This is a genomic window from Corynebacterium sp. S5S1, assembly GCF_001913985.1.
In the GTDB taxonomy this organism is placed as follows: Bacteria; Actinomycetota; Actinomycetes; order Mycobacteriales; family Mycobacteriaceae; genus Corynebacterium; species Corynebacterium marquesiae.
This window is the reverse complement of sequence record NZ_MKXT01000008.1, coordinates 25,354-51,409: the sequence shown is the minus strand read 5'-3', so window position 1 is coordinate 51,409 and position 26,056 is coordinate 25,354. Positions and strand designations below refer to the sequence as shown.

Genomic DNA, 26,056 nt, shown 5'->3' with positions numbered 1-26,056 from the left:
TCTATAAATGCAATTTTAGTTGTCTACCCCTGAAACATTTCATTCACGGCCGAAAGGATCTGAGCGGCGACAACCTGCTTCGAGCCATGCTCCACGCGTTGCGGCGCGGAATCCGGACGCAAGATCCACCCCTCATTGGACTTTTGGCCAAAAGTCTTTCCGCGCCCGACCTCATTGGCCATGAGCACGTCGCAGCCCTTACGCGCGAACTTTTCCTGGGCATAGTCCAAGGCGGACTTCTGAGCATCACCAGTTTCGGCGGCGAAGCCCACAATTACACACTCGGCAGGGATTTCCGAGCGCTCGCGCGCAGCGACGAGCCCTTGGAGCACATCCGGGTTTTCCACCAGATGGAGCGTCGAGAGTGCATCGTCGGCCTGCCCTTTCTTCATCTTTGTTTCGGCGACGTCCGCCGGACGGAAGTCAGAGACTGCAGCGGCCATGATAACCACGTCCGCATCGCGAGACTCCTCGCGCATGGCATCTTCCAACTCGCGGGTGGAGACAATGTGCCGGAGTTTCGCGCCGCTCGGCACAGGAAGCTGGGCGGTATTACCCGCAACGAGGGTGACCTTGGCCCCCATCTGGGCGGCCCATTCCGCGAGCGCGAATCCCTGCCTGCCGGAAGAGCGATTGCCCAGGTATCGGACCGGATCCAGTTCTTCCTGGGTACCACCGGCTGATATGACGACCTTCTTGCCCTGCCAGGTGTGCTGCACTCGGTAGCCTGCCAGTTCAGTACGGATAATCTCCGCAATCTGTTCCGGCTCCGGCAAACGACCTGGACCAGAATCCTTGCCAGTAAGGCGGCCGTGGGCGGGCTCGATGACGGTGATACCGCGGCGTCGCAAAGTAGCCACGTTGTCCTGCGTAGCGGGATTATGCCACATCTCAGTATGCATGGCCGGGGCCACAATAACCGGGCACGTCGCGACCAACACGGTGGCGGTGAGCAAATCGTCTGCCCGGCCTGCAGCCAAGCGCGCGATAAGGTCTGCGGTGGCGGGCGCAATGACCACTGCATCCGCACGCTGTCCTACGTTGACGTGCTGCACCTCATCCACGGCCTCAAACACGCTCGTGGAGACGGGGTGGCCGGATAGAGCCTCAAACGTAGCCGCGCCCACGAAGTTCAGTGCACTTTCTGTGGGGACAACGCGGACGTCATCGCCCGCTTCCTTGAGATTGCGCACGAGGTGGCACGCCTTGTAGGCCGCGATGCCGCCGGCGACGCCCAGAACAATATTGCGAGAGGAATCTTTATCAGTCACACCGCACGATGGTACCTGCCGACATAGAGAAAGGCTCCACCCGCCGCGACCAAGAGGTACACCCCAATTCGGGAATGCACTTCCGTGGCGGCGCGTGGAGCCTTAAAGCTATTACACGCTTAGTGCTAGCTACTTGCCTTCCTCGTGGTCAAGCAGGCCAGCATCAATCTCGCGCAATGCGATGGACAAAGGCTTTTCGCCTGGCTCTGGGGTAACCAGCGGGCCTACGAACTCGAAGACACCTTCATCCTGCTCTTGGTAGTAGCTATTGATCTGGCGTGCGCGCTTAGCGGCAAAGATGACCAAAGCGTACTTAGAGGAAACCTTGTCCAGAAGCTCATCGATCGGGGGATCAGTAATACCGATCGGATCATCAAATACTGGTTCCGCCTTTGCGGCTTCAGTGCTAGAAGGGGTGGTCACGTTAGTCACATGCACCTTTACTTTGATTGAAGATGGTCAAAAAGGAGGTCTATGCCCGCAGGATATCACTAATGGCAGATACTGCCTCGTCCAGATCCTCGTTCACAACGACGTGATCGAACTCGTCCTTTGCGGCTAGTTCCTCATGCGCAGTTTGCAACCTACGGTCAATGACGTCTTGCGGCTCGGTACCGCGGCCGGTGAGCCGCTCCACAAGTACCTCCCATGACGGGGGTGCCAAAAAGACCAGGTCTGCCTCCGGCAGCGCTTTCTTAACATTCCGAGCACCCGCGAGGTCAACCTCAACGAGCACCGGCCGGCCAGCGGCCAAAGCTTCCTCTACCGGCTGGGCGGGCGTTCCAGAGCGCTGCAATCCGCCGTGGATATCAGCCCATTCGAGCATCTCCCCGGCATCGATTCGCTGCTGGAAGGTTTCTGGGGTGACGAAGAAGTAGTCGACACCGTCCTGCTCCCCGGGGCGGGGCTGGCGCGTGGTCATAGACACGCTGAAGTACAGTCCCTCGACGTCACTGCGCAGACGCGAAACTACGGTGGATTTTCCCACTGCGGAAGGCCCCGCCAGAACGACGAGGCGCCCGCGTGCAGTTGCGTCAGCCATGGTTGTGACTATTCGCCGTAACCGAAACGCTCGAGGAGAGCACGACGCTGACGCTCACCCAGGCCGCGCAGACGACGGGTCTGAGCAATCTCCAGGTCCTCCATGATTTCCTTAGCCTTGACCTTGCCAACCTTCGGCAGAGCCTCGAGGAGTGCAGAAACCTTGGTCTTGCCGATGATCTCATCAGTCTCGGCCTTTTCGAGCACGTCCTTCAGGTCGGTCTCGCCGCGCTTGAGTGCAGCCTTGAGCTCGGCGCGAGCTTTGCGGGCCTCAGCGGCCTTTGCGAGAGCTTCCTTGCGCTGCTCATCAGTCAACTTTGGAAGGGCCACGGGTTTCCTCCGATTCATTAGATTGATTCTATTACGTCTAGTACTTGGTACCAGATTACGGTTGCCTAACGCAGCTAATACACCGCGGAAAGATATTAATAACCTTCGAGCAAACCGACTTCTGGCAATCCTAGCACTACTCATTGAACGGCGACGATTAGCGGGTCCAAAAGCACGCCTATTTTAGCACGTCACCGCACATACCTTAAACAAAGTACCAGGTAAACGGCGCGGCCGATAATCAGCCACGCCGCCCCTATTAGTCCCGAAACTCTGCCGCCACCTGAGCAACCACTTTGCGCAGGTCAGCGACGCCAGGACCCTGCTCCAGCACTGCTCGGGACACATTGGCGAATCCCAGCGATGGATGAGCAGAAACAATGCCGTGCACCTGCTCTGGGCCAGCGCCCTGGGCGCCAACGCCGGGCAGAAGAACCGGACCATTGAGCGCATCGAGGCGCGGCGGATTGTCCAACGTAGCGCCGACGACTACGCCGACATCGCCAGGCTTGCCAGCCTTTTGCGCCCCGACATTGAACGCGGCGCATTCATCGACGACGCCTTGAGCGATGGTGCTCTCCTCGCCCACCGGGACCGACTGGATGGCACGTGCCTCCGGGTTGGAAGTAGCCGCCAGGACGAATACACCGCGCCCGGTTTCTTCGGCCTTGGTGAAAACCGGCCCCAGTGCGCCAACGCCTAGATAGGGCGACACGGTCACGGAATCTGCGCGCAGCGGCGAACTATCGCCGAGCCACGCATCTGCATAGCCGGCCATGGTGGAGCCAATATCGCCGCGCTTGGCATCGGCAACAGTAAGGCACCCCGCTTCCCGCAGGGAAGCCAGGACTTCTTCGAGGACCGCAAAGCCCTGCGAGCCAAAGCGCTCAAAGAAGGCAACCTGTGGCTTTACCAAGGCGGCGGTATCGCTAAAGGCTTCAACGCAGCGCATGCTAAAGGTCCGCAGACCATCAGCGGTGGGCCCCAACCCCCACTTTTCTAAGAGATATGGGTGTGGGTCGATGCCAACGCACAGGCGCCCGCGTTCCTGACCGGCTTCTTCTAGCCGCTCGCCAAATCCTTTAGTGCTGTGGGCCATGCTCAAGCTCCTGGAGTGCACGCACCTGCAGGTTTCCAATGCGCATCGCTTCGATGCCCTGGACAGCTGCGGTTACGCCTTGCACGGTGGTCACCAGTGGGATTTCCGTGTGCACGGCGGCGGCGCGGATATCGTAGCCATCGTGGCGTGCACCGGCAGAGCCAGCAGGCGTGTTGAGAATCCAGTCGATCTCGCCATTGAAGATCTTATCCACGATGGACTCTTCGCCGTCCTTGGCCTCAGAGACCTTGGCAGCAACCTCGCACTCGATACCGTTGCGGCGCAGCATCTGCGCCGTACCGGCGGTAGCGACGATGTTGTAGCCCATGTTGGCCAAGCGCTGAATCGGGAAGATCAGGGTGCGCTTGTCGCGGTTGGCCACGGATACGAAGATAGTGCCCTCCGTGGGCGGAACGGCAAAGGCCGCGATTTCGCCCTTGGCATAGGCCGCACCGAAGTTGGTAGCCAAGCCCATAACCTCACCGGTGGACTTCATCTCTGGCGAGAGCAGCGTATCGAGCAGGCTGCCATCGGGGCGGCGGAAGCGGTTGAATGGCAAGACTGCTTCCTTGACGGCAATCGGGTGCTCGAGTGGCAGAGAACCACCGTCATATTCGGAAGGAATCATGCCTTCGGCGCGCAGATCCGCGATGCTCGAGCCCATCATGACGCGAGAGGCTGCCTTAGCCAGTGGTACGCCGGTGGCCTTGGAGACAAACGGCACGGTACGGGAAGCACGTGGGTTGGCCTCAATGACGTAGAGGATGTCATCCTTCAAGGCGAACTGGACATTCATCAGACCCTTAACGCCAATGCCTTCCGCCAGCAGACGGGTGGAGGTGCGGACCTTTTCAATGTCCTCTGGTCCAAGGGTCATCGGCGGCAGCGCGCAGGAGGAATCACCGGAGTGAATACCAGCCTCCTCGATGTGCTCCATGACGCCGCCCAGGTAGACTTCGTTGCCGTCGCACAGGGCATCAACGTCAATCTCGATGGCGGAGTCTAGGAAGCGGTCCACCAGAACCGGGTGGTCCGGAGACAGCTCGGTGGCACGCTCGATGTAGTCTTCCAGCGCCTTTTCGTCGTAAACGATTTCCATACCGCGGCCGCCCAGCACGTAGGACGGACGAACCAGTACTGGGTAGCCGATGGAGGAAGCAACCTCGCGGGCCTCAGCGAAGGAGGTGGCGGTGCCGTATTCCGGTGCTGCCAATTCTGCCTCGTCGAGGACCTTGCCGAATTCGCCGCGGTCCTCGGCGGAGTCGATAGCTGCCGGGCCGGTGCCCACGACCGGAACGCCTGCCTCCTCCAAGCGGGCAGCAAGGCCCAGCGGAGTCTGGCCACCCAGCTGGACAATCACGCCAGCAACGTCACCAGAAGCAGCCTCCGCGTGGTAAACCTCCATGACGTCCTCGAAGGTCAGCGGCTCGAAGTAGAGACGGTCTGCGGTGTCATAGTCGGTGGAGACGGTCTCCGGGTTGCAGTTGACCATGACGGTCTCGTAGCCCTGCTCCGAGAGCTCAAGGGCCGCGTGAACGCAGGAGTAGTCAAACTCGATACCTTGACCAATGCGGTTAGGGCCGGAGCCCAAAATGATGACCTTACCCTTGGAGCCTTCCGGTGCCGGGCGAACCTCGGTCTCGGCATCCGGGTCAAGCTCATAGGAGCTGTAGTGGTACGGGGTCTGTGCTTCGAATTCGCCGGCACAGGTATCTACGGTCTTGTACACGGGGCGGATACCCATGCGCCAGCGCAGGCTACGTACGCCATCCTCGCCGTTGAATTCGGGGCGTAGGGCGGCAATCTGGGCGTCGGAAAGCCCAAAGACCTTGGCCTCGCGCAAAAGTTCCTCGGTGAGCACTGGGGCGTCGATAAGCTCCTGGCGGAAGGCCACCAACGTAGCCAGCTCAGCGATGAACCAGGGATCAACGCCGGAGGCCTTATGTACCTCATCTACAGAAGCGCCGAGGCGAAGGGCCAGCTCGATGTCGTACATGCGACCCTCGGTTGGGCGCTCCAGGTCCTTGAGCACCGCCTGCAGGTCGGTGGCACGCTCGCCGGCGAAGTACTCATCCGGCTTGGTCCAAAAGCCGTTCGGCTTGTTTTCCAAAGAACGCATGACCTTGTTCAGGCCCGCGATGTAGTTACGGCCGATGCCCATGGCCTCGCCCACGGATTTCATGGTGGTAGTCAAGGTGTCATCGGCACCCGGGAACTTCTCAAAAGCAAAGCGCGGGGCCTTGACAATGACGTAGTCCAGGGTCGGCTCGAAGGCAGCCTTGGTCTCGCCGGTGATGTCGTTTTGCACCTCGTCCAAGGTGTAGCCAATGGCGAGCTTGGCCGCCAGCTTAGCAATCGGGAAACCGGTGGCCTTGGATGCCAGCGCGGAGGAACGGGACACGCGCGGGTTCATCTCGATGACGATGATGCGGCCGTCATCCGGGTTGACCGCGAACTGGATATTGCAGCCGCCAGTATCGACGCCGACCTCGCGGATGATGGCAATGCCCAAGTCACGCATCTTCTGGAACTCACGGTCAGTGAGGGTCAGCGCCGGGGCGACGGTGACGGAATCGCCGGTGTGCACGCCGAGGGCGTCGACGTTTTCGATGGAGGCAACAACTACGACGTTGTCGTCGCCATCGCGCATGAGCTCGAGCTCGTATTCCTTCCAGCCCAGGATGGATTCCTCAATGAGCACGTTGGCCTCGGGGGATGCGGCCAAGCCGCCGCCGGCAATGCGGTCCAAGTCCTCATTATTGAAGGCCAGACCGGAGCCCAAACCACCCATGGTGAAGGACGGGCGGACTACGACAGGCAGGCCAAGCTTGTCGACGGTCTCGTGGACCTCTTCCATGTTGTGACACACGGCGGAGCGGGCGGACTCACCGCCGATGGAGGCGACGATGTCCTTGAACTTCTGGCGGTCCTCGCCGCGCTCGATGGCGTCAATATCGGCGCCGATGAGCTCAATGCCGTACTTGTCCAAAATTCCTTGGCGGTCAAGTTGAACTGCGGCGTTCAGCGCAGTCTGGCCGCCCAAGGTAGCCAACACAGCGTCAATGGGGTGCCCCTCTTCGCGCTCCTTGACCAGGATCTTTTCAATGTAGTCCGGCTCGATGGGTTCGACATAGGTGTGATCCGCAAACTCAGGGTCGGTCATGATGGTGGCCGGATTGGAGTTGACCAGCGTCACGCGCAGGCCCTCTTCCTTGAGCACGCGGCAGGCCTGGGTGCCGGAGTAGTCGAACTCGCAAGCCTGGCCGATGACGATTGGGCCGGAGCCGATGACCAGGACGTGGTTGATGTCGTTGCGCTTTGGCATAGTTATTCTTCCTTTTCCTGGTTGTCTACTTATTTGGGGTGTGGTTAGCCATCAGTTCTTCAAACTGATCGAATAGCGGGTTGGCATCGTGCGGGCCCGCAGCGGATTCTGGGTGATACTGCACGGAGTAGGCCATGCCGTTGCGCAATGCCACGCCCTCCACGGTGTCGTCGTTGAGGCAGATATGAGTGACCTGCGCGGGGCCGAAGTCGGTGGCGAACTCGGCGTCGTTGCTGTTTAGGTCATAGCCTTCCGGCGCCTTCAGCGCGAAGCCGTGGTTCTGGGAGGTGATGTCGATCTTGCCGGTCACGTTATTGCGCACCGGCACGTTGATGCCACGGTGGCCGAACTTCATCTTGTAGGTGTCCAGGCCAAGCGCGCGGCCCAGGAGCTGGTTGCCAAAGCAGATGCCAAAGAACGGGATCTTGGCTTCGAGCACCTGCTTGATGATGCCCACCATTTCTTCGGCCGTAGCCGGGTCGCCCGGGCCGTTGGAGACAAAGACGCCATCCGGGTTATAGGACTTCACCTTGTCAAAGGAGGTATTTGCGGGCACGACGATGGTTTCGATGCCGCGCTGGGAGAAGTGGCGCGGGGTTGCGGTCTTAACACCCATGTCGAAGGCAACGACGGTGTACTTCTTCTCCCCTACGGCTTCAACCGTGTACGGCTTGTCGGTAGATACCTCCGCGGCGAGATCGGCGCCTTCCATAGAGTCCTGGGACTTAACTTCCTTAAGCAGCTCCTCTACCGGGCGCTGAGCGTCTTCGCCGGAGAACAGGCCGGCAGCGATGGAGCCGTAGTTGCGCAGGTGGCGTACCAAGGTACGGGTATCGATGCCGCGAATTCCAATGACCCCCTGCTTTTCCATTTCCTCGCTCAAGCTGCGCTCTGCGCGCCAGTTGGATACGCGCTGTGCAAGGTCGCGGATAACGAGGCCAGCAACCCAGATGCGGTTTCCGTGGGACTCGTTGTCCTCATCATTCCAACCGGTATTGCCAATGTGCGGCGCGGCGGATACCACGATCTGGCGGTGGTAGGACGGGTCCGTCATGGTTTCCTGGTAACCGGTCATCGCCGTGGTGAATACGGCCTCGCCCAAGGTGGTGCCGGTGGCGCCAAAGCCATAACCGCGGAAGGTGCGCCCGTCCGCGAGAACGAGGATTGCTGGGGTTCTATCAGTCACGTCGTGGCCTTTCTCTGCCATATAGGTGGTTTCAGTGTGCAAGGTTAGTCTTCTTCGGAGGCTGCCAAGTCAAAAGTGACGGCGCCTCGCAAAATGGTGTGGGTAACGCGGGCACCAAATTCTTCGCCAGCGTACGGGTTGTTTTCGGACTTGGAGGCCAGCGTGGAGGAATCAGAAACCCAGTGGTGGTCTGGGTCCACAATGGTCAAGTTAGCTGGCTCGCCTTCTGCGATGGGACGGCCGTGGCCCGGCAGGCGGGTGATTTCTGCAGGGCGCTCGGACATGACGCGGGCAACAAAGCGCCAATCGGCCAAGCCAGTCTCGACGAAGATCTTGGCGATAACGGCCAAAGAAGATTCCAGGCCCAACATGCCAGGGCGGGCATTTTCAAACTCCACGCACTTGTCTTCGGAGCCGTGCGGGGCGTGGTCGGTGGCGACGCAGTCGATGGTGCCATTGAGCAGCGCCTCGCGCAGGGCCTCAGTATCGCGCTGTTCGCGCAGCGGCGGGTTGACGCGGAAGAGGCCATCGTAGGTGCGCAGCTTGTCATCGGTCATCAACAGGTGATGCGGGGTTACCTCGGCGGTGAGCGGAATATCCTGCTCTTTTGCCCACTTCAGTAGCTCCACGGTGCCCTGGGTCGAGGCGTGGCAGATGTGCACGCGGTTGCCGTAGTCGCGCGCCAATAGGGCGTCGCGGGCCACGATGGATTCCTCCGCCACGCGCGGCCAACCGCGCAGGCCGAGCTTGGCCGCGGTCTCGCCTTCATGGGCGGAAGCACCACCGGTCATGCGGTCATCCTCGGCGTGCTGAGCCAGCAGCACGTCCATGCCCTTGGCGTATTCCAAAGCACGACGCATTAGCTGCGGATCCTGGACACACTTGCCGTCATCGGAGAACATGCGCACCTTGGCGTCCGAACGAGCCATCATGCCGAACTCTGTAAGGGTCTTGCCTTCCAGGCCCTTGGTAATGGAGCCCACCGGGTGGACGTCGCACAGCGCCAGTGCTTGGGACTTGGCCCATACGGACTCAGCGATGATCGGCTGGTCGGTCACTGGGTTGGTATTAGCCATGGTAAACACTGCGGTGAAACCGCCTTTGGCGGCAGCCTTGGAGCCGGTCTCGATAGTCTCGGTATCCTCGCGACCGGGCTCGCGCAGGTGCACGTGCATATCCACCAGACCTGGCAAGAGCACGTTGCCCTGGCCGTCGATGACCTGTGCATCCTCGGCTTCTGCCGTAGCGCCGATGGTAGCGATGATGCCGTCCTTGACCACGACATCGGTGGGCTCGCCTTCGCCGTACAGGCGCACATTCTTAATCACCAGTGGGGATTCCGCCGGCGCGGAAAGGCGACCGGTTTCCGGGTAAGTAGTCATTGTCTCTCCCTAAAGTTGAGTGTGGGTCGCGGTTTTAGATGCCGGCGTTTTCGCCATTGGTCAGCAGGGTAAACAGCACCGCCATGCGGGCGTGCACACCGTTGTGTACCTGCTGTAGAACCGCAGTTTTGTCCAAATCTGCGACGCCGTAGTTAATCTCCATGCCGCGCAGCATCGGGCCGGGGTGCATGACGATGGCGTCCTTGTGCATGGCCGCCGCGCGCTCCTTGGACAGGCCAAAGAGGTTGGCGTATTCGCGGTGGGAGGGGAAGAAGCCGCCGTTCATGCGCTCTTGCTGCACGCGTAGCATCATGATGACGTCGGCGTCTGCGACTTCCGCATCAAAGTCATACGACACGCGCACCGGCCAATTCTCTACTCCAAAGGGCATGAGGGTGGCTGGGCCTACGAGGGTTACGTCAGCGCCGAGAGTGGTGAGCAAATCTACGTTGGAGCGCACGACGCGCGAGTGCAGGCAATCGCCCACAATCTTTACCTTCAGGCCGGCAAAGCCTTCCTCACTGTGCAGTCCTAGGCGTTGGCGCATCGTGACGGCGTCGAGCAGCGCCTGGGTTGGGTGCTGGTGCGCGCCGTCGCCCGCGTTGATCACCGAAGGTCCCTTGCCGTTAGGCGCTACCCACTGGGCCAGCTGCTGCGGCGCACCAGAGGAAGGGTGGCGCATGATGATCGCATCGGCGCCGATGGCGGCCAAGGTAAGACCCGTATCCTTCAGAGACTCGCCCTTCTTTACCGAAGAGCTGGAGGCTGACAGATTAATGACGTCCGCGGACATCCACTTGCCGGCGGTTTCAAAGGAAGAGCGGGTGCGGGTGGAGTTTTCATAAAAGAGCGTATAGATGGTCCGGCCCCGCAGGGTCGGCAGCTTCTTTACCTCGCGGCCTTCCAGGGCCTCACGGAAGCGATCCGCTTCATCCATCAGACCGATAATTTCACTTCGGTCCAGCTCTGCCATGTCGATGAGGTGCTTCATGGTTATGCCTCCCCCGCTTCGGAGCCAGCTCCACTAGTAGTAGCGGCGGCTCGGGTCAATACGACCGCGTCGCGGCCGTCAATCTCGCTGTTGTATACGGTGACATCTTCTTCTCGCGCTGTGGGCAGATTCTTACCCACATAATCGGCGCGGATAGGAACCTCGCGGTGGCCGCGATCTACGAGGACGGCCAGCTGAATGATGTCCGGACGGCCCACGTCACTCAACGCGTCCAAGGCGGCGCGGATAGTGCGGCCGGAATACAGCACATCGTCCACCAAAATGACGGTGGAGTTATCGATGCCGCCGGTGGGAATCGTCGTCGGTTGGAGTGCGCGATGCGGCTTATTCAAAAGGTCATCGCGGTAAAGAGTGATATCGAGGGAGCCCCATGGGACTGCAACCCCAGAAAATTCTTCAATTTTGTGCGCTAGGCGCTGTGCAAGTGGCACGCCACCAGAGGGAATGCCAAGCAGAATGACCCGCGGTGCGTCCGCGGAATCGAGCGCCGTTTTTTCAATAATCTGGTGCGCGATGCGTGCAACGGTACGCGAAACATCATCGGAGCTTAAAAGCTCTAGCTTGTTCGCGGTAGCGTCAGTTCCACTCATCGTGACCTCCTTCCCCGCCTCACGGTGCGGTCTTTAAAGGATGCCGGTTGATGGTCTCAAAAATGTCTATGCTGTTAGACACAAAATACTCTAGCACCTTCCCCACCACTTGGGTGAGGGCGAAAGGAAGGAGGCACATCAAGCAGTGAGTTTTTCCGCCGAACACCTAGTGCCCGCCCCGCGCGAGCAGGTCTGACAATGGCATACCCGCCAAGGCGCTTTAACTCGTCTGAACGCGCCCTTTGCCTTCATGAAACCCATCCAGCAGGCCCAGAGCCTCGGCGATGGCACCTCCACCCTGGGCCTACCGGGCGGTCTGCGCTGGACCGCTCAGCATAAGCTCGCCCAGTTCCGCGAGGGCTATGAGTTCACCGATGTCTGCGTAAACTCCCCCATTCGCAGATTCGCTAAATCGCAGCACCATCACACCTTTGCGGATCACCCGGACGGCACTCTCATTCGCGATGAAGTCTCTACCCGCATCCCTTCGGCGGCGCTGGAATCGGTCTTTGCTTATCGGCAGCACCAGCTTATTGAGGATTTTTCCCTTCTCCAGCGGCTTGCCGCAGCCTCCTTAAACACCCAACCACTAACCATCGCCATGACCGGCTCCCGCGGCAGCGTGGGTGCAGCGCTTACCGCACAATTGCACACCGCCGGGCACACGGTGATCCAACTTGTGCGCGGCACGGCAAGCAAAGGTCAGCGCACCTGGCGACCGGAGCACCCCGATCCCGATCTCCTGCACGGCGTCGACGTCCTCGTCCACCTGGCAGGCGAGCCCATCTTCGGCCGATTCAACGACGAGCACAAGGCCGCCATCCGCGACTCCCGCGTTGGCCCGACCGAGCACCTAGCGCGACTAGCGGGCACTACGGATTCCGTCCACACCATGGTCTGCGCCTCTGCAGTGGGCTACTACGGTGCGGACCGCGGCAATGAGGTCCTCTACGAGGAATCCGCACCTGGCGAGGGCTTCCTAGCAGACGTGGTAGTCGACTGGGAGCGCGCCTGCGAGCCCGCCCGCGCCGCGGGCACCCGCGTGGTCAATATTCGTACCGGCATCGCTATGTCGGGCGGCTCCGGCCTCCTGCCACTGCTGCGCGCCCTCTTTTCCACCGGCCTGGGCGGACCTTTCGGCGACGGTGAGTTCTGGTTCAGCTGGGTCGCCCTCGATGACCTGACGCATGCCTACTTCCGCGCCATCGTGGACGACTCGTTGGAAGGCCCGGTCAATGCAGCCTCGCCTAACCCGGTGCTCAACAAGGACTTCGTCAAAGCCCTTGGTGCAGAGCTACACCGTCCGGCATTGCTCCCCGTTCCGCCCTTCGGCCCTGCAATCTTGCTGGGCGAGGAGGGCGCCCAAGAGTTGGCCTTGGCGCAACAACGCGTCAGCCCCACGGTTCTACAAAACATCGGGCATGCGTTCCGCTACCCCACCATCGACGCCGCCTTGGCGCATGAATTGGGTGGTGAAAGCTTGCTGTAGGTACGGGCAATTCGAGTACTCCAGCTGACCCGCCGCGCAGCCCACATCCCAAGGGGGATAGAGGAGATGCGCTACGCAGGCAACAATTCCGATGCCTCCCCCACCACGCTGACCAGCAGCATATCGCGCGCACGCGAGGCCGCAACGTAGAGCAGTGCGCGCTCGCGCTGGAGCGCCTCATCAGCCTCGGCGGGGGCCAGCCCTTTAAACAGGTAGCGCTGCGGGAGAGCCTCGGCATTAACATCGAGGAGGATGACGTGGGTAAACTCCAAGCCCTTGGCGTTGTGCATCGTCATGACCGCCACCGGGCGCTCCGTGGAGGTACGGCGGCCAGCGCTGACAGCGACATCGTGCTCGTCCAACTGGCGGGCAATTTCTTCACCACGCTGATTAGTGCGGGTGAGCACACCGATTGAGACGTTTTCCTCGCCTTGGGTCCACTCCTTGATATGCGCGGCAAGTACTGCAGCTTCCTCCGCCTTGGAGGTCGAATGCAGCACAATGGGTGCCGGTCCCTGGCGCACTGAATGGTATCCGGTGAGCTCATCCACGTCTTCTTCGGAGTCCACCCTTTCAGTGCCTTCCAGATTCGCAGTAGCATAGTCCAGAGGGGAGAGTGTCCGATTCTTTGTGTGCGGGGGCTTGGTCTACAAGTAGTCCGCGAAGCGGTTCACCAGCCTGTCTCTTCCACAAAATATTTCGCAGCCCCACGCAACTTGACATTTACTTTCTCCAGCATGGGCACACGCTCAGCATCCGAAAGCGCCTGTGCGGGTCCTTAGCCTCTACACTGCGGCTGCGTTTGCCAGTGCCGAATTGCTCCTTCCGTTGAGGACGGCAAAGCATGATCAAGTGAGTAATAGTAGATGTCATCTCACGTTTTCTGTTCCTAGAGCGTCTTCACGGTGAATGAGGAAAGGTAATAACCATGACGCACCTACGCCACACACAGATTGAGACGACGCTGGGTGACCTGACATTGGTCGCGGATGGCGAACAGTTGACTGGGTTGTATTTTCCGAAGCATTGGCATCTTCCAGAGGCTTCATTGTCCGGAGAGCGTGTCGACGCGGACACGGATGACGTGTTTGTGCTTGCGAAGGCAGAACTGGACGAATATCTCGCCGGTGAACGCAAGACATTCGATCTTTCGGTGCGCACGCAGGGGGACGAGTTTTCGGAGCGAGTGTGGGCCATGCTGTGCGCGATCCCCTACGGCGAGACCACGACCTACGGTGTACTCGCGGAGCGTCTGGGCAACCGCAGGCTCGCTCAATGCGTCGGCCAGGCAGTTGGGCGTAACCCGGTGAGCATCGTGGCCCCTTGCCACCGCGTGGTCGGTGCGGGCGGATCGTTGACCGGATATGGGGGTGGACTCGACTGTAAGCGATTCCTATTAGAGCTTGAGGAGCCGGCCGGGATTACGAGGTTGGCGACTGTTCTAGAAAGTTGGACCTCAGGTTTTACCTGACTGAACTGGTCTGCAACTTGAGCTTCTGGATAACGCATGACCTTCCGCGACAGGACGAACTATCCGATTCAGCGGCACCGCTGTCCTCCGTATCGTCGATGGAAAGGTCGTCGAAGCCACACAGTTATTCCGGCTGCGCCAACAATTCACACTAACGTCCGGTCGTCCCCAACCTTTAAGGACGCCCCTACGACCTTTAAGGAAGCCCCTACGCAGAAGGCTGGGAATCCTCCTTGCTTCCCTATCGCTCTGGAGTTGCGCCATCACTTCTCGTTGCTTAGCGGCGCGGCCCCTCTTTCAAATTTCAAAGCTCTTCATAAACTTCACAAACTTCAAAGAATTCAAAAACTTCATAAACTTCACAAGACTTCAAAAACCTTGTGGCTTATAGTGAGAGCATGAAGCCAAAGCACACCAATCCCTTTACAGCCACCCTTGGCGCGACTCCCCCGTTGCTGGTTGGTCGCAGCGATGCCATTGATGATTTCGGTTTTGCACTCGATGAGGGACCCGGCGCCCATGAGAGAATCTCTCTCATCATTGGCCCCCGCGGCATCGGGAAAACCGTCCTGCTCAACGCTTTCGAAGATGAAGCACTCGCGCGCGGCTGGCTCACGCTCAGCGATACTGCAACAACCGGTTTTGTTGAGCGCTTCCGCAGCAGCATTATCCAACGCCTGTCCCAGGACAGGAAGCAACTCAAGGGGCTCAACGTCTCCATCCTCGGCATTGGCGGCGGACTTAATTGGGATACCCGCGCTATCGCGGAATCAACATACTCGCTACGCAATGCGCTTAAGGATCTGCTGGCTTATAAACGCGAACTGGACCGGAAAGCCCGCCAGGAGCCCGGCGGAGTGCTCGTAACTCTGGATGAGATGCACCACCAACGCAGCCAAGAGCTCATAGAGTTCGGGGCCACAATACAGCACCTCATCCGTGAGGGTGAAGACATTTCCGTAGTCATGGCGGGCATCCCATCTTCAATCAGGCCGCTGCTTTCCGGGAAGCTAAACAGCCACGGCGATGCCAATCCAGTCACTTTCCTTCGCCGCGCAAACCGCATTGAGCTAGGTAGAGTCTCCGATTCGGATGTTCGTGAAGCATTGGAAGAGCCTCTCCACAGCGCCGCAACCTCATGGTCACAGGACGCTCTTAAAACCGCAGTCGAGGCATGTCATGGTTACCCATTCATGATTCAACTCGTTGGCCAATGCTCATTTAGGGAAAAAGAACGCATTTCGGATGACGGCTCCGAAATTTCCATTGACTCTGCTCAGCGAGCAGTCGCAACTGCGCAGCGCAAGCTCGGCCAGCTTGTCCACGAGCCGGCACTATCGGACCTCTCGAACGTCGACCGAAGCTTCTTGGTTTACATGGCCCAAAATGATGGCCCCACCAAAATATCGGATATCAAGGCTCGCTTCAATAAAACAGATTCTTATGTGGGCAACTACCGCCGCCGGCTTCTCGACGCCGAAATGATCACCACCACCGGCCACGGCGAAGTCGACTTCGCTTTGCCATACATGCGCGACTACCTCCGCGAGCATGCTGCAAGCCTCATCGTTGAGGACTTCGATTCTCAGTAGCAGAAACGCCTTACTCCCCCCGTGCGCTGCACGCCGTACCTACACCCTCACGCCCCGAACCCTAAAATTCGCGCAGAGGCACCATCCCGCCCCAAGTTATACCCCCGGCTCGCTAGCGGGCCGCGATGCCCGCCACCGTTAGAGTCGTCGCAGTGGTGGAGGGACGGGGCGTTGGCAAGCTCCGCCGGGCGATGGGGCGTGTACCGAGCGCGCGCATGAGCGGCTTACACCGAGCAACCGTAGAGAGCTGCTTTTCGACGATATCCTGTGAGGAGATGAAGCTAAGAGGCACCATGAGGAGCTTGTCGCCAAACTGCACCACTAAGCATCACTAAGAAATTGAGAGCCGCAGTCATAGAAATATTAGCGATTGGCTCGGACGAGCTCGGTCGCGGCCGGGACTGCAGCCACTGTATGACCCGCTCGATTTCCGCAACGAGGTGGAGTTTTAGAAAGTAGAATCGATGACTAGTTCCAAGCCCCACGCAAATGGCACCGGCGATAGTGCTGCCGGGTCGGCGTCGATAAGCAGTGCAGCCACCAAGTCCGAAGGCCCCGCCTGGAGTTGGGTGCTCGCGCTGTTTGGGACAGCCATGGGCGCCGGCATCCTCCTCCTGCCTCTACAGGCGCTCATCTGAAAGCGCCAACTTCACCGCAGACAGCTGATAATCCAGCGGGTCCGCCAGCATCTGCGTGGCCACCTCCAGCTGCTTTTGGTACAGCGGCACCGGCGTGCGGCGCAGCGTCGACTCCAACCACAAGCGAATATGCCGAAAAAGCGAAGACTCACCCGGGGTCACCGCGACATTGGCCGGGTCGAAAACCGCAATATCATCAAGTGCGGTGAAGAAAGTGGCCGTTGTATCACGCACGTAATCACTCACACCACGCGCACGAATTCGGAAACCATCAGCGGTAAGCGCGACGTTGCTGACCAGCCAGTGCTCGTCACGGCAGGAAATGATCACGCCGGGGGACGAGCTGAGAGAAATCGGAGAGACTCATGGACTCCGAGGTAGCAGCGAGGGTGGGCTCCACTGTGGTTTGTCTCGCTCAGATGCTCGAGCCTAGTGATTGCCATGCGTTTGACCGCTGTCCGTCCTCAGCTGGGCAGTCCACTAACACGTATGTGCACCACTGGACTTGCGGAATGGGAAACTGCGGCCCGGCTCAATCGGCCGTCGGCCACGTCGAGTTGTGAGCCGAGTGACGGACAAGACCCGCGGCATTCCTGGACGGGCGGAAAGCATCAGTTCAGTTAGGTAAACTAGTAAAGGTTGACCTTTATCCCCGATTAGTACATGGATTGAGACTACTTAAGTGTCTGAAGAACCAACCCTGTATCCCGATACGCCGGTAGAGCCCGTAACTCTCGAGCGCATCGGCGAGATCTTTGAATCCGAGAACCTGGAATACCGCCTCGAAGAGCAGCCAGTGAGCGAGGAAGAGACCGTGCAGATTCTGCGCACGGGATTCTCCAACGTCGCCATCGCCATGCAGGTGCGCGATGATGTGCTCGTGGCGGATTCCGTTTGGCGCGGCAATGTGCCTTCTTCTGAGGGACCAACCCTGTTGACGATGCTCAACCAGTGGAACCAGCAGCACTTCGCGCCGACCCTGCGCTTCTTTGAAGCTGCCGAGAATAACCTCGCCGTTTCCGGCGTGCGCGAGATCAACATTGCCCACGGTTTGTCCCGCAATCAGATCGGCGCCTTCGTGATGTCCACGCTGGATTCTATGCTGCAGTCGTTCGCCTTCGTGGAAGAACACTACCCACAGCTCGTGACTTGGGAGGAGCACAACCATGACTAATGCCTCTACCGAAAACAACCTGCCGGAGATTACCCTTGACCGCGTTGTCGAGGCCATGCGCAGCTTCGATATCGAATTGACCAAGATGGACAGCGATATTGAGGCAGCTACCGCCAACCTCAATGGCCTGCCCACTATGTTCGCGGTCCTTGATTCTGTGGTTATTGTCCGTTGCGATGTGCCTACCGACGCCGCCTATTCCAAGGCCGACGCCGGCCTCTTTCTCGCGGCTAACCAGATCAACTCCGTCGCCTTCGGTGCGCGTGCAGTTATCTCGGAGCACGATGACATGCTCGTGGTGCGCACCGAGCGCGATATCCCTGCCGCTGCCGGCATGACCGATGAGCAGCTGCAGGCAGCCTTGAAATCTGCAGTAGACGGCGTAATCCGTGGACAGGACGCCATGGTCTCTGCTGCGGAAGAAATGGCCAAGCTTGGCTCCGAAACTGCTGGCAAAGCCGGCACGGAAGGCAATAACTCCGGTGCTGGAGATGCCACGAGTTAACTAACGCCGCCTAAGAAACAAGCTCCCTTAGCCTTCCATTCCTCATGCGGGATTGGGCGGCAGAAAGGGAGCTTTTCTTGTGGACATTCACTCGGCGTCGAGAATGCGTTGGCGTTCTTGCTCAGGATCAAAATCCGGTGCAGGCCAAGAAAGCTCTAGGTGGCGCAACGCGTCCACGATGAGGAATTTCAACGCCATGCGGGCGTATTTCTTATTGTCCGTGGGGAGGACATACCACGGTGCCCAGATTTCATCTGTTCGGCGAATGGCATCTTCATAAGCAGCCATGTACTCGTCCCAAAATCCGCGCTCCTCAATATCGGATGGATCGTATTTCCAATATTTGTCCTCGCGTTCGGTGCGCTCCAGGAGGTTTTCTTTTTGGAACTGCGGAGAGATATGCAGAAATATCTTTAAAATCTTAACGTTGCGGCCGGCAAGTTCCTGCTCATAGTCCCGTATGGCTGTAAAACGGCGGTCCACTTCGTCTTCGTCTACCCATTTATGTACCCGCTGGATGAGCACATCTTCATAATGGGAGCGGTCGAACGCCACAATCTGGCCCGGCAAGGGGTCATGTTTGCGAATGCGCCACAAAAAGTCGTGCGCCAATTCCTCGTCCGTCGGTTTGCCAAAGCCCACAGTTTTGGTGCCTTGCGGGTCAAAGACCGAAAAGACATTACGGATGGCGCCGCCCTTGCCGGAGGTATCCATCCCTTGCAAAACCACCAGTAAAGACGGCGCGCTACCTTCATGCGCGCGGCCATTAGCAAAAAGACGCTCTTGGAGCTCATAAAGCTCTTCGTCGTAACGTGCAAAGCGAGCAGCAAGATCGGCCTTAGAGCCACTAAAACCTGGCGTAGCGGCAGGGTCTACATCAGCGAGGCGGAAGTTCTTCCCTGCTCTCAGACCCAGCGCATCATGAATCTTGAATTTGCCCATGCCTGCCATGGTACAAAATACCGCCCGCCGCCAGCCTGGTGTTTCTACCAAGCCGACCGCAGGCGGAAAATTGGCTCACGATAAAAGGGCGCGAGTACTACTCGACGGTGCTACTCGGCCGAGTCTTCCGCAGATTCAGAATCCTCATCAGTCGCGGTTGCGTTGCTCGCAGTCTCTGCCGATTCGGCTGGTGGAACGGCATCCGTCGTGTCCTTAGCCGCAGCAGCATCGTGTTCCTCTTCCTCTAGGCCCTGGTGTTCTGCAGACATCGGGCTTTCGGCGGAGCGGGACTGCGCCACATCGTCCAATACCGCGTGGATATACGGTGCTGCCTGCTCATTGGAGTACTGAGAGGCGATTTCCACACCTTCCACGACCGCAGTAGCGGTAGGAATATCGGGATTGAAGAGTAGCTCCCAAACCGAAACGCGCAGGATAGCACGGTCTACTGCGGGAATACGGTGCAGCTCCCAGTCCTCCGCAAGGAAGCGAGAGATGGTGTCATCGATGGCATCCAGCTCTTCAGCGACGCCCTTGACAATCACCTGCGTGTATTCGGCCACAGGCGCTACCGCATTGCGATCCTCACGTGCCAAGGCGATGCGATCCTCCACGATGGCTACGGGATCGATGTCTCGATTCTCAGCCTCGTACAGGATGTCCGCGGCGCGGCGACGTGCGCGGTACCGCGCGGTGTGCCGCTTGTAGTTGATATCGCGCTTAGGGGTGTTATCAGACACAGTCAAATGCCCTAGTTGTTAACACGGGAGAGGTACTCGCCGGTACGGGTATCAATCTTGAGAACATTGCCGATCTCGATGAACAGCGGAACCTGGATTTCAGCACCGGTTTCCAGGGTGGCGGGCTTGGTACCGCCGGAAGAACGGTCACCCTGCAGGCCAGGTTCGGTGTGCTCTACCTTGAGGTCTACGGAGATAGGCAGTTCTGCAAAGAGTGCCTCATCCTCGTAGAAGGAAACCTGAACGCGCATGTTCTCCAGCAGGAAGCGAGCGGCATCGCCGAACTTCTCCGGCGGGAGCTCGAACTGCTCGAAGGTCTTTTCATCCATAACAACGTAGCTGGTGCCATCGTTGTACAGGTAGGTCATATCGCGGCGGTCCACGGTAGCGGTCTCTACCTTTACGCCAGCATTCCACGTCTTGTCCACGGTCTTACCGGAGACAACATCCTTGAGCTTGGTACGCACGAAGGCTGGGCCCTTGCCCGGCTTCACGTGCTGGAACTCAACGATCTGCATCAGTTTGTTGTCGATCTTCAGAACGAGGCCGTTCTTGAAATCAGTAGTATCAGCCATTGCGGTTAAACTCCCGAAAATTGTGGACTAAAGGTTGAAAACAATGTTTAAGCCTACCGGACAACTGCCCCTTGGGGTATTACCGGTCCCCCGTTTCTGCCCCACAGTATTCTGCGGAGTGGTTTTCGGGGCCTTTCGCCTGCCCAAAGCGGATACACGCGGGAGCAATCAAAGGTTTTTATCCAGCAATAACTCGCTGTACGATAAGACTTTGCTTTATTAATTTTTCACATATCTACCAAGGATTTTTGCGATGCCTCTCAAGAAGCTTTACGCCGCGGCTACCGCTACTGGCGCAGCCGTAGCAGCACTCTCCGCCCCGCAGGCCATGGCGGCAGACGCCCAGACTGTGATGTTCGGCGATTCTGTCTTTGCCAACCCAACCTATGGCCAAATTGGTACTACCTCGAGCCTGTCCCCTTCGGCAAGCACTACGCTCTCTTCTGCCACCCACGGCATCGAAGACGCTCCTGGCGCGCCGTCCCCACAGGGTTGCCCGCAGGGTCAGAGTAATGTTGGCCGCGAATTGGGGCGCGTTTCAGGTCAGCACGTAGCCAACTATGCATGCTCTGCGGCGAAGGCCGCCGGCCACTCGCACCGCAAGGACTTCCAGGAACAGATCAACGGAGCCATTGCCAATAATGATCTCAACGGTGCCACCAAAAATGTTTTAATTCAGTTCGGCGCCAATGATTTCCAGGAAATCGTGCGCCCATCTCTTTCTTCTTCCAACCCCTACTACGACGGAATGAAGCATTCGATCCAGCGGATTCGCCACGCCGCCCCGAATGCCCGCATCACCGTTGTAGGTTATCCCGCTATCTCCGCCCGCAATGGCGCGGTATGCCCGCTGCGTACCTCCGCACCGGGTTCCTCTGAAGCCGGGTTCAACATGGACTACGCGGGCCTGGTTCGCACCGGTGAGGACCACGTCAATAGCGCCATGTACAAGGCAGCACGCGCAAACGGCGTGCAGTACTACAACCTACGTGCCGACTCCATTGATCACGGCATGTGCGCGCCGGACAGCACTCGCTGGATTTCCGGCAAGTGGGAGTACTCCGTACCGCACAACCTCTTTAATCACCTCACGCACCTGGGCAACCGCAACGTCGCCCAGCTGCTTAACTCCAAGGTGCTGGCTCACTAGGCGGGCAGTTCAGTAAATTCCTTCGTCGCGGCGGTAATGATCTTCGGTGCGCCATCGGTAATGATGAGCGTATCTTCGATGCGCACGCCGCCCTTGCCTGGCACATAGATACCTGGCTCGATGGTCAGGGTCATGCCGGCGGCGAGTTCGCCCTTACCGGTCTGTGCCGCGAACGGAGCCTCGTGGACGTCGAGGCCCACGCCGTGGCCTGTCGAGTGCACAAAGTAGTCGCCGTAGCCCGCGGCGGAGATGACATCGCGGCAGGCGGCGTCGACGTCGGCAAGCTTAGCGCCCGGTACCGAGGCTGCCACGCCCGCCTTTTGGGCGCGGAGCACCACATCATAGATTTCCTTGGCAAAATCATTCGCCGTGCCAACGACGTAGGTGCGGGTGCAATCGGAGTTGAACCCGCGCAGGTGCGCACCGAAATCGATGGTCACAAGGTCGCCGTCCTCGATGACCCGGTCATCGGCACCATGGTGCGGCATCGCCGAATTCGGGCCAGAAGCGACAATGGTATCGAAGCTCACCCGCTCCGAGCCGAGCATGCGCATCCGGTACTCCAAATCGGCGGCCACTTGGCGCTCGGTGCGGCCGGCACGCAACTCACCAGCGGCGAGTAGATCCTCCAGCGCCTGATTAGCCAGCGCGGCAATCTCTTCCAGCTTTTCTAGCTCGAGCGAATCCTTCACCAAGCGAATTTTTTCAATGACACCGGCGATGGGAACCAAGGTAACTGACTCTGGGGCGGACTCTTCCAGGTCCTTCAGCTCAGAGACCGAGAGGTAGTCGGCTTCAAAACCGACTCGAACCGGCCCCTCGACATCTGCAAACTGCTGCAGGAGTACCTTTCCTACCGCGCGGCCTTGGACAGCCTCTAGATCAGGAACTTCGCGGGCAATCTGCGTGGTATACCGGCCGTCGGTAGCAACCTGCGCGGTAAGGTCTTTGCGCAAAAGTAGCCCGCCATTCGAGCCGGAGAATCCCGAAAGGTAGCGCACGTGCGTGAGGTGGGTCACCAGAACGGCATCGATGCGCTGGCCGGCTAGTTCCGCGGCAAGCTTGCGGCGCCGGTCACTAAAACGGGTATCTGCCAAAGCCATGATTTCATCCTTCTGGGTCGACTGCGGTGTAGAAAGTATCCACCCAGTATATCGACCCTGCCACCGCAGATGGGCGGATTTCTTTCTAGCCGGCTGCCGCCCAGCCCGTTCGTGGGGGCTTATTGGCAGAGGTAGTCCACTGCCGCCACGTAGCCGAAGACACCCAACCCCGCGATGACGCCGCTGGCAATAGGGCTGAGATAGGAGTGATGGCGGAAGGGCTCGCGCGCATACACATTAGAAATATGCACTTCTACGAATCCGGCGCCATCGGCTACCTCTGCCAGGGCATCCCGCAAGGCCACTGAGGTATGGGTAAATCCGCCGGGATTAATTATTACGGGGTGTCCCGCATCCGCGGCGGCATGCACCTTCTCAATGAGCTCACCCTCATGGTTGGACTGGAAGCACTCTACTTCTGCCCCGCGCTCGGCGGCGCGAGAGGAGACTATCTTCTCTACATCCGCCAGGGTGGTGGAGCCGTAGACATCCGGTTGCCGTTTTCCCAAGCGGTTCAAGTTCGGGCCGTTGAGGACAATAATCTTCATTTCTACTCCGAAATCGCGGCGTAGGCCGCTTCTAGCTCTTCCGTACTGGGGCCTTCGAGACGGGTGGTCTCGCCCACCCCGGTCAAGGCTACAAACCGGATCTGTCCGTCGCGGTTCTTCTTATCGTGGGTCATTGCCTCATACAGGTCCGCGAACTGCCCTGGCCTATACGTAGTCGGCAGCCCAATGCTGTGCAGGATCCGGCGGTGCTTTTCCACCAGTTCCGCGTCAATGAGGCCGCGCGCATGCGCTAGGTGGGCGATAAACATCATGCCCACCGCCACCGCGTGGCCATGGCGCCATTCATAATGTTCATGGCGCTCCACAGCATGGCCAAAGGTATGGCCGTAGTTCAGCGTTTCACGCAGGCCCGATTCTTTGAGATCCTCGCCCACCACCGCAGCCTTCACCGCAATGGAGCGCTCAATCAATTCTGGAAGATGGCCCTGCGGGTCCACGCATGCGCCGGGGTCACTGTCATAGCGCTCAAGGATCACCGGGTCATGGATGAATCCGGTTTTAATGATTTCTGCCGAACCAGCGACAATTTCCGCCGCGGGCAGGGTTTCGAGGCGCTCGAGATCCACAAACACAGAATCTGGCTCATGAAAGGCGCCAACGAGGTTCTTGCCGGCTGCGGTATTGATGCCGGTTTTGCCGCCGACGGCCGCGTCAACCATGGCCAATAGCGTGGTGGGCACCTGAATGACCTTGATGCCGCGCATCCACCCGGCCGCGGCGAACCCAGCCAAATCGGTGGTAGCGCCACCGCCGAGGCCGATGATGACGTCACGGCGATTAAAGCCCTTCTCCCCCAGCTGATCCCACACGCCGCCGATGACGTTGAGCTGCTTGGCGGCCTCGGCATCGGGGACGTCGATAAGCGTAGGCTCCACCCCCTCGGCGGCAACGAGTTCTGCTAGGCGCTCGGCCGCGGCACGCAGCGGCGGCTGGCAGATAATGCCCGCCTGGACTGCACCAATCTGTGCACAGCGCTGCGCGATGTCCCAGTTGAGATCGGTGCCAATGCGAACTTCATAGGGCTGTGGTCCATTAACGGCAATGCTGGGCATGGTGGTCCTTTCCGTTCACCGCCGAGCCAATGGGGCGAGGAACTAGTGTTAGTGCGGCGGGGAATCTACAGGGTATCGAGGAAGCCGAGGATATCGCCCACCACCTGCTGTGGAGTCCGAGCATCGGTGCGTACCCGGTAATCTGCCACCTCCTGGTAATACGGGCGCCGCACCTCCACGAGGTTGCGGTAGTGCTCGAGTGGATTGTCGGATGCAAGCACCGGCCGATTGCTATCCCCGGATGTACGCCGTGCGCCTTCTTCGGGGGAGATATCCAAAAAGATGACGGTATGGCGCTCCAGCAGCTCACGGGTGGAGTCCGTCAACACTGCCCCGCCGCCGAGGCTGACTACTCCACCAGTGCGCAGTGCCGCAGCAACGTGTTCGGCTTCGAGCGCGCGAAAGTCAGGTTCACCTAGCTCGCTAAAAACTTCCCCGCACGGCTTATTCTTAGTCTGTTCAATAAGGTGATCCGAATCCACCAGTTCGCAGCTCAAGGCGTGGGAAAGGCGACGGCCAATGGTGGATTTACCCGCACCTGGCGGGCCAACCAAAACAACGCGTGGACGGGGCAGTCCCGTAACGGCGGTTGGGGTGGTCATAACTTACTCCTGGTCAAAAGCAAGGCGGTCCGAAACGTATTTATCATACGCGGCGATGGCCGCAGAGGTTTCTTCGAGGCTATCGCCACCGAATTTTTCTAGCACGGCCCGGGCAAGAACGAGGGCAACCATTGCTTCTGCAACGACGCCCGCCGCCGGAACCGCGCACACATCTGAGCGCTGGTGGATGGCAGTAGCTTCAGCGCCGGACTCCATATCAATAGTGCGCAAGGCACGCGGAACCGTAGAAATCGGCTTCATTGCCGCCCGCACGCGCAGCTGCTGCCCGTTCGTCATGCCGCCTTCGAGTCCCCCTGCACGGTTGCTAAGGCGGGATACGCCTTCTTCGGTTCGCACCATCTCATCGTGGGCAGCGGAACCGCGACGACGGGCCTCGGCAAAACCATCGCCAATTTCCACTCCCTTGATGGCCTGAATGCCCATCAAGGCGTTGGCCAATTGTGCGTCCAAGCGGTCATCGCCGGAAATGTGCGAGCCTAGCCCGATAGGCAGGCCATCGACCACAACTTCAACGATGCCGCCCAAGGTATCACCCTGCTTCTTTGCGGCTTCAATTTCCGCAATCATGGAGGCTTCAGCTGCCTTATCGCAGGCGCGGACCGGCGAATCATCGATAGCCTCGATGTCCGCGAACGCTGGTGCAGGCCCCTGATAAGGCTCGGAAGCACCAATAGATATCACGTGGGAGAGAACCTCGACGCCCAAGGTTTCGCGCAGGAAATTGCGCGCCACGGTAGCTGCGGCCACACGGGCCGCCGTCTCACGCGCCGAGGAGCGCTCCAGGATGGGGCGCGCTTCCCTGTGGCGATACTTCACCATTCCGGCAAAGTCAGCGTGCCCGGGGCGCGGCCTAGTCAAGGCGGCACCGCGGCCGGAGTTCATCGCTTTAATAGTGTCCTCATCGTCCATATCCAGAGGATCGGCCGACATGATGGTGGTCCACTTGGGCCACTCCGTATTGCCAATCATGATGGCGATGGGACTACCCAAGGTGAGTCCATGGCGGACTCCACCCAGCACGGTGACCTCATCAGCCTCAAACTTCATACGAGCACCGCGGCCATAACCTAGGCGGCGCCGGGAAAGCTGATGGGAAATATCGGCGCGGGTAATAGGGACCCCAGCGGGCATGTGCTCTAACATCGAAATAAGAGCTTGGCCGTGGGATTCACCTGCAGTAGTCCAACGAAGCATGCG

At 59.3% G+C, this 26,056-nt stretch carries 26 protein-coding genes and 1 pseudogene; 6 read left to right on the top strand and 21 right to left on the bottom strand.

Translation table 11 applies throughout. The annotated features are described in order from the left end of the window. Positions 1–23: 23 nt before the first annotated feature. The 10 genes from coaBC to pyrR form a co-directional block, all read right to left on the bottom strand. Positions 24–1,271 carry a bifunctional phosphopantothenoylcysteine decarboxylase/phosphopantothenate--cysteine ligase CoaBC gene (gene coaBC, locus BKN05_RS04825; protein WP_286688077.1) on the bottom strand — a complete coding sequence of 416 codons (1,248 nt, stop codon included), beginning with the start codon at positions 1,269–1,271 and terminating at the stop codon, positions 24–26. A 129-nt stretch (positions 1,272–1,400) separates the two neighbouring features. After that, entirely contained in the window at positions 1,401–1,703 is a 303-nt protein-coding gene (gene rpoZ / locus BKN05_RS04820) for a DNA-directed RNA polymerase subunit omega (protein ID WP_198493113.1), read from the bottom strand. A gap of 40 nt (positions 1,704–1,743) precedes the next feature. Beyond that, positions 1,744–2,313, bottom strand: a complete 570-nt coding sequence (gmk, locus tag BKN05_RS04815) for a guanylate kinase (protein WP_198493114.1) — start codon at positions 2,311–2,313, stop codon at positions 1,744–1,746. An 8-nt stretch (positions 2,314–2,321) separates the two neighbouring features. Further along, positions 2,322–2,642 carry an integration host factor, actinobacterial type gene (gene mihF, locus BKN05_RS04810; protein WP_005328460.1) on the bottom strand — a complete coding sequence of 107 codons (321 nt, stop codon included), beginning with the start codon at positions 2,640–2,642 and terminating at the stop codon, positions 2,322–2,324. 259 nt (positions 2,643–2,901) lie between these two features. Further along, complete coding sequence (gene pyrF, locus BKN05_RS04805; RefSeq protein WP_286688076.1) at positions 2,902–3,741, bottom strand: orotidine-5'-phosphate decarboxylase; 840 nt, start codon at positions 3,739–3,741, stop codon at positions 2,902–2,904. Further along, positions 3,725–7,066, bottom strand: coding sequence for a carbamoyl-phosphate synthase large subunit (carB, locus tag BKN05_RS04800; protein ID WP_286688075.1), 3,342 nt, complete (start codon positions 7,064–7,066; stop codon positions 3,725–3,727). Before carB ends, pyrF begins: the two co-directional genes overlap by 17 nt. Before the next feature lie 25 nt (positions 7,067–7,091). After that, positions 7,092–8,273 (bottom strand): glutamine-hydrolyzing carbamoyl-phosphate synthase small subunit, encoded by a 1,182-nt coding sequence (carA, locus tag BKN05_RS04795; RefSeq protein WP_286688095.1) that lies wholly within the window; start codon positions 8,271–8,273, stop codon positions 7,092–7,094. A gap of 23 nt (positions 8,274–8,296) precedes the next feature. Further along, positions 8,297–9,634 carry a dihydroorotase gene (locus BKN05_RS04790; RefSeq protein WP_198493117.1) on the bottom strand — a complete coding sequence of 446 codons (1,338 nt, stop codon included), beginning with the start codon at positions 9,632–9,634 and terminating at the stop codon, positions 8,297–8,299. 34 nt (positions 9,635–9,668) lie between these two features. Continuing rightward, the gene (locus BKN05_RS04785) at positions 9,669–10,625 is read right to left on the bottom strand and encodes an aspartate carbamoyltransferase catalytic subunit (protein ID WP_198493118.1); all 957 of its coding nucleotides are present in this window, start codon (positions 10,623–10,625) and stop codon (positions 9,669–9,671) included. A gap of 2 nt (positions 10,626–10,627) precedes the next feature. Continuing rightward, positions 10,628–11,236, bottom strand: a complete 609-nt coding sequence (gene pyrR / locus BKN05_RS04780) for a bifunctional pyr operon transcriptional regulator/uracil phosphoribosyltransferase PyrR (RefSeq protein ID WP_049378229.1) — start codon at positions 11,234–11,236, stop codon at positions 10,628–10,630. A gap of 145 nt (positions 11,237–11,381) precedes the next feature. On the opposite strand from pyrR, the pseudogene BKN05_RS04775 reads away from it, so the two are divergent. Further along, positions 11,382–12,725, top strand: a pseudogene (locus BKN05_RS04775) (TIGR01777 family oxidoreductase). Positions 12,726–12,796: 71 nt separating this feature from the next. On the opposite strand, the gene BKN05_RS04770 reads toward BKN05_RS04775, so the two are convergent. Continuing rightward, positions 12,797–13,294, bottom strand: a complete 498-nt coding sequence (locus tag BKN05_RS04770) for a 3'-5' exonuclease (RefSeq protein WP_286688074.1) — start codon at positions 13,292–13,294, stop codon at positions 12,797–12,799. Between the two features lie 359 nt (positions 13,295–13,653). Here BKN05_RS04770 and BKN05_RS04765 point away from each other — a divergent pair, with 359 nt between their 5' ends. Both BKN05_RS04765 and BKN05_RS04760 read left to right on the top strand, forming a co-directional pair. Continuing rightward, complete coding sequence (locus BKN05_RS04765) at positions 13,654–14,196, top strand: methylated-DNA--[protein]-cysteine S-methyltransferase (RefSeq protein WP_225746896.1); 543 nt, start codon at positions 13,654–13,656, stop codon at positions 14,194–14,196. A gap of 398 nt (positions 14,197–14,594) precedes the next feature. Beyond that, entirely contained in the window at positions 14,595–15,788 is a 1,194-nt protein-coding gene (locus BKN05_RS04760) for an ATP-binding protein (RefSeq protein ID WP_284791003.1), read from the top strand. 448 nt (positions 15,789–16,236) lie between these two features. On the opposite strand, the gene BKN05_RS04755 is transcribed toward BKN05_RS04760, so the two are convergent. Together BKN05_RS04755 and BKN05_RS04750 are read right to left on the bottom strand one after the other, a co-directional pair. Then, positions 16,237–16,383 (bottom strand): hypothetical protein, encoded by a 147-nt coding sequence (locus BKN05_RS04755; RefSeq protein WP_198493120.1) that lies wholly within the window; start codon positions 16,381–16,383, stop codon positions 16,237–16,239. A 25-nt stretch (positions 16,384–16,408) separates the two neighbouring features. Further along, a complete protein-coding gene (locus BKN05_RS04750) occupies positions 16,409–16,660 on the bottom strand; it encodes a hypothetical protein (RefSeq protein ID WP_198493121.1) in 252 nt (83 codons plus the stop codon). A gap of 448 nt (positions 16,661–17,108) precedes the next feature. Between BKN05_RS04750 and BKN05_RS04745 the strand changes: the two genes are divergently transcribed. Both BKN05_RS04745 and BKN05_RS04740 read left to right on the top strand, forming a co-directional pair. Then, positions 17,109–17,600: a YbjN domain-containing protein gene (locus BKN05_RS04745; protein ID WP_198493122.1), complete on the top strand. Its 492-nt coding sequence runs from the start codon at positions 17,109–17,111 to the stop codon at positions 17,598–17,600. After that, entirely contained in the window at positions 17,593–18,105 is a 513-nt protein-coding gene (locus tag BKN05_RS04740; protein WP_198493123.1) for a YbjN domain-containing protein, read from the top strand. Before BKN05_RS04745 ends, BKN05_RS04740 begins: the two co-directional genes overlap by 8 nt. Positions 18,106–18,192: 87 nt before the next feature. Here the strand turns inward: BKN05_RS04740 and BKN05_RS04735 are convergent, their stop codons facing one another. The 3 genes from BKN05_RS04735 to efp all read right to left on the bottom strand — a co-directional run bounded on the left by BKN05_RS04735 (position 18,193) and on the right by efp (position 20,362). After that, on the bottom strand, positions 18,193–19,047 hold the full coding sequence (locus BKN05_RS04735; protein ID WP_198493124.1) for a PPK2 family polyphosphate kinase: 855 nt from the start codon (positions 19,045–19,047) through the stop codon (positions 18,193–18,195). A 110-nt stretch (positions 19,048–19,157) separates the two neighbouring features. Further along, complete coding sequence (gene nusB, locus BKN05_RS04730; protein ID WP_198493125.1) at positions 19,158–19,787, bottom strand: transcription antitermination factor NusB; 630 nt, start codon at positions 19,785–19,787, stop codon at positions 19,158–19,160. A gap of 11 nt (positions 19,788–19,798) precedes the next feature. Then, positions 19,799–20,362 (bottom strand): elongation factor P, encoded by a 564-nt coding sequence (gene efp, locus BKN05_RS04725; RefSeq protein ID WP_023021466.1) that lies wholly within the window; start codon positions 20,360–20,362, stop codon positions 19,799–19,801. 253 nt (positions 20,363–20,615) lie between these two features. Here efp and BKN05_RS04720 point away from each other — a divergent pair, with 253 nt between their 5' ends. Continuing rightward, the gene (locus BKN05_RS04720; RefSeq protein WP_225746894.1) at positions 20,616–21,512 is read left to right on the top strand and encodes a GDSL-type esterase/lipase family protein; all 897 of its coding nucleotides are present in this window, start codon (positions 20,616–20,618) and stop codon (positions 21,510–21,512) included. Here BKN05_RS04720 and BKN05_RS04715 read toward each other — a convergent pair. From BKN05_RS04715 to aroC, 5 genes are all read right to left on the bottom strand, one after another. Then, positions 21,509–22,615, bottom strand: a complete 1,107-nt coding sequence (locus BKN05_RS04715; RefSeq protein WP_284596797.1) for an aminopeptidase P family protein — start codon at positions 22,613–22,615, stop codon at positions 21,509–21,511. The two genes, BKN05_RS04720 and BKN05_RS04715, sit on opposite strands and share 4 nt — an antisense overlap. 119 nt (positions 22,616–22,734) lie before the next feature. Continuing rightward, a complete protein-coding gene (gene aroQ / locus BKN05_RS04710; protein ID WP_286688073.1) occupies positions 22,735–23,163 on the bottom strand; it encodes a type II 3-dehydroquinate dehydratase in 429 nt (142 codons plus the stop codon). A gap of 2 nt (positions 23,164–23,165) precedes the next feature. Continuing rightward, on the bottom strand, positions 23,166–24,236 hold the full coding sequence (gene aroB, locus BKN05_RS04705; protein ID WP_198493129.1) for a 3-dehydroquinate synthase: 1,071 nt from the start codon (positions 24,234–24,236) through the stop codon (positions 23,166–23,168). Between the two features lie 65 nt (positions 24,237–24,301). Then, positions 24,302–24,838: a shikimate kinase gene (locus BKN05_RS04700; protein ID WP_286688072.1), complete on the bottom strand. Its 537-nt coding sequence runs from the start codon at positions 24,836–24,838 to the stop codon at positions 24,302–24,304. 3 nt (positions 24,839–24,841) lie between these two features. Beyond that, on the bottom strand, positions 24,842–26,053 hold the full coding sequence (gene aroC / locus BKN05_RS04695) for a chorismate synthase (RefSeq protein WP_198493131.1): 1,212 nt from the start codon (positions 26,051–26,053) through the stop codon (positions 24,842–24,844). Positions 26,054–26,056 lie beyond the last annotated feature (3 nt).

What these genes read in the sequence shown, in the direction of transcription:
- BKN05_RS04720 (WP_225746894.1), top strand. Translation starts at nt 20,616, where the DNA reads ATGCCTCTCAAGAAGCTTTACGCCGCGGCTACCGCTACTGGCGCAGCC.
- efp (WP_023021466.1), bottom strand. Translation starts at nt 20,362, where the DNA reads ATGGCTGATACTACTGATTTCAAGAACGGCCTCGTTCTGAAGATCGAC.
- carB (WP_286688075.1), bottom strand. Translation starts at nt 7,066, where the DNA reads ATGCCAAAGCGCAACGACATCAACCACGTCCTGGTCATCGGCTCCGGC.
- pyrR (WP_049378229.1), bottom strand. Translation starts at nt 11,236, where the DNA reads ATGAGTGGAACTGACGCTACCGCGAACAAGCTAGAGCTTTTAAGCTCC.
- BKN05_RS04790 (WP_198493117.1), bottom strand. Translation starts at nt 9,634, where the DNA reads ATGACTACTTACCCGGAAACCGGTCGCCTTTCCGCGCCGGCGGAATCC.
- BKN05_RS04760 (WP_284791003.1), top strand. Translation starts at nt 14,595, where the DNA reads ATGAAGCCAAAGCACACCAATCCCTTTACAGCCACCCTTGGCGCGACT.
- BKN05_RS04700 (WP_286688072.1), bottom strand. Translation starts at nt 24,838, where the DNA reads ATGACCACCCCAACCGCCGTTACGGGACTGCCCCGTCCACGCGTTGTT.
- BKN05_RS04735 (WP_198493124.1), bottom strand. Translation starts at nt 19,047, where the DNA reads ATGGGCAAATTCAAGATTCATGATGCGCTGGGTCTGAGAGCAGGGAAG.
- pyrF (WP_286688076.1), bottom strand. Translation starts at nt 3,741, where the DNA reads ATGGCCCACAGCACTAAAGGATTTGGCGAGCGGCTAGAAGAAGCCGGT.
- BKN05_RS04715 (WP_284596797.1), bottom strand. Translation starts at nt 22,615, where the DNA reads ATGGCTTTGGCAGATACCCGTTTTAGTGACCGGCGCCGCAAGCTTGCC.
- carA (WP_286688095.1), bottom strand. Translation starts at nt 8,273, where the DNA reads ATGGCAGAGAAAGGCCACGACGTGACTGATAGAACCCCAGCAATCCTC.
- aroQ (WP_286688073.1), bottom strand. Translation starts at nt 23,163, where the DNA reads ATGAAGATTATTGTCCTCAACGGCCCGAACTTGAACCGCTTGGGAAAA.
- aroB (WP_198493129.1), bottom strand. Translation starts at nt 24,236, where the DNA reads ATGCCCAGCATTGCCGTTAATGGACCACAGCCCTATGAAGTTCGCATT.
- aroC (WP_198493131.1), bottom strand. Translation starts at nt 26,053, where the DNA reads ATGCTTCGTTGGACTACTGCAGGTGAATCCCACGGCCAAGCTCTTATT.
- BKN05_RS04765 (WP_225746896.1), top strand. Translation starts at nt 13,654, where the DNA reads ATGACGCACCTACGCCACACACAGATTGAGACGACGCTGGGTGACCTG.
- gmk (WP_198493114.1), bottom strand. Translation starts at nt 2,313, where the DNA reads ATGGCTGACGCAACTGCACGCGGGCGCCTCGTCGTTCTGGCGGGGCCT.
- BKN05_RS04740 (WP_198493123.1), top strand. Translation starts at nt 17,593, where the DNA reads ATGACTAATGCCTCTACCGAAAACAACCTGCCGGAGATTACCCTTGAC.
- BKN05_RS04785 (WP_198493118.1), bottom strand. Translation starts at nt 10,625, where the DNA reads ATGAAGCACCTCATCGACATGGCAGAGCTGGACCGAAGTGAAATTATC.
- BKN05_RS04755 (WP_198493120.1), bottom strand. Translation starts at nt 16,383, where the DNA reads ATGGCTGTCCCAAACAGCGCGAGCACCCAACTCCAGGCGGGGCCTTCG.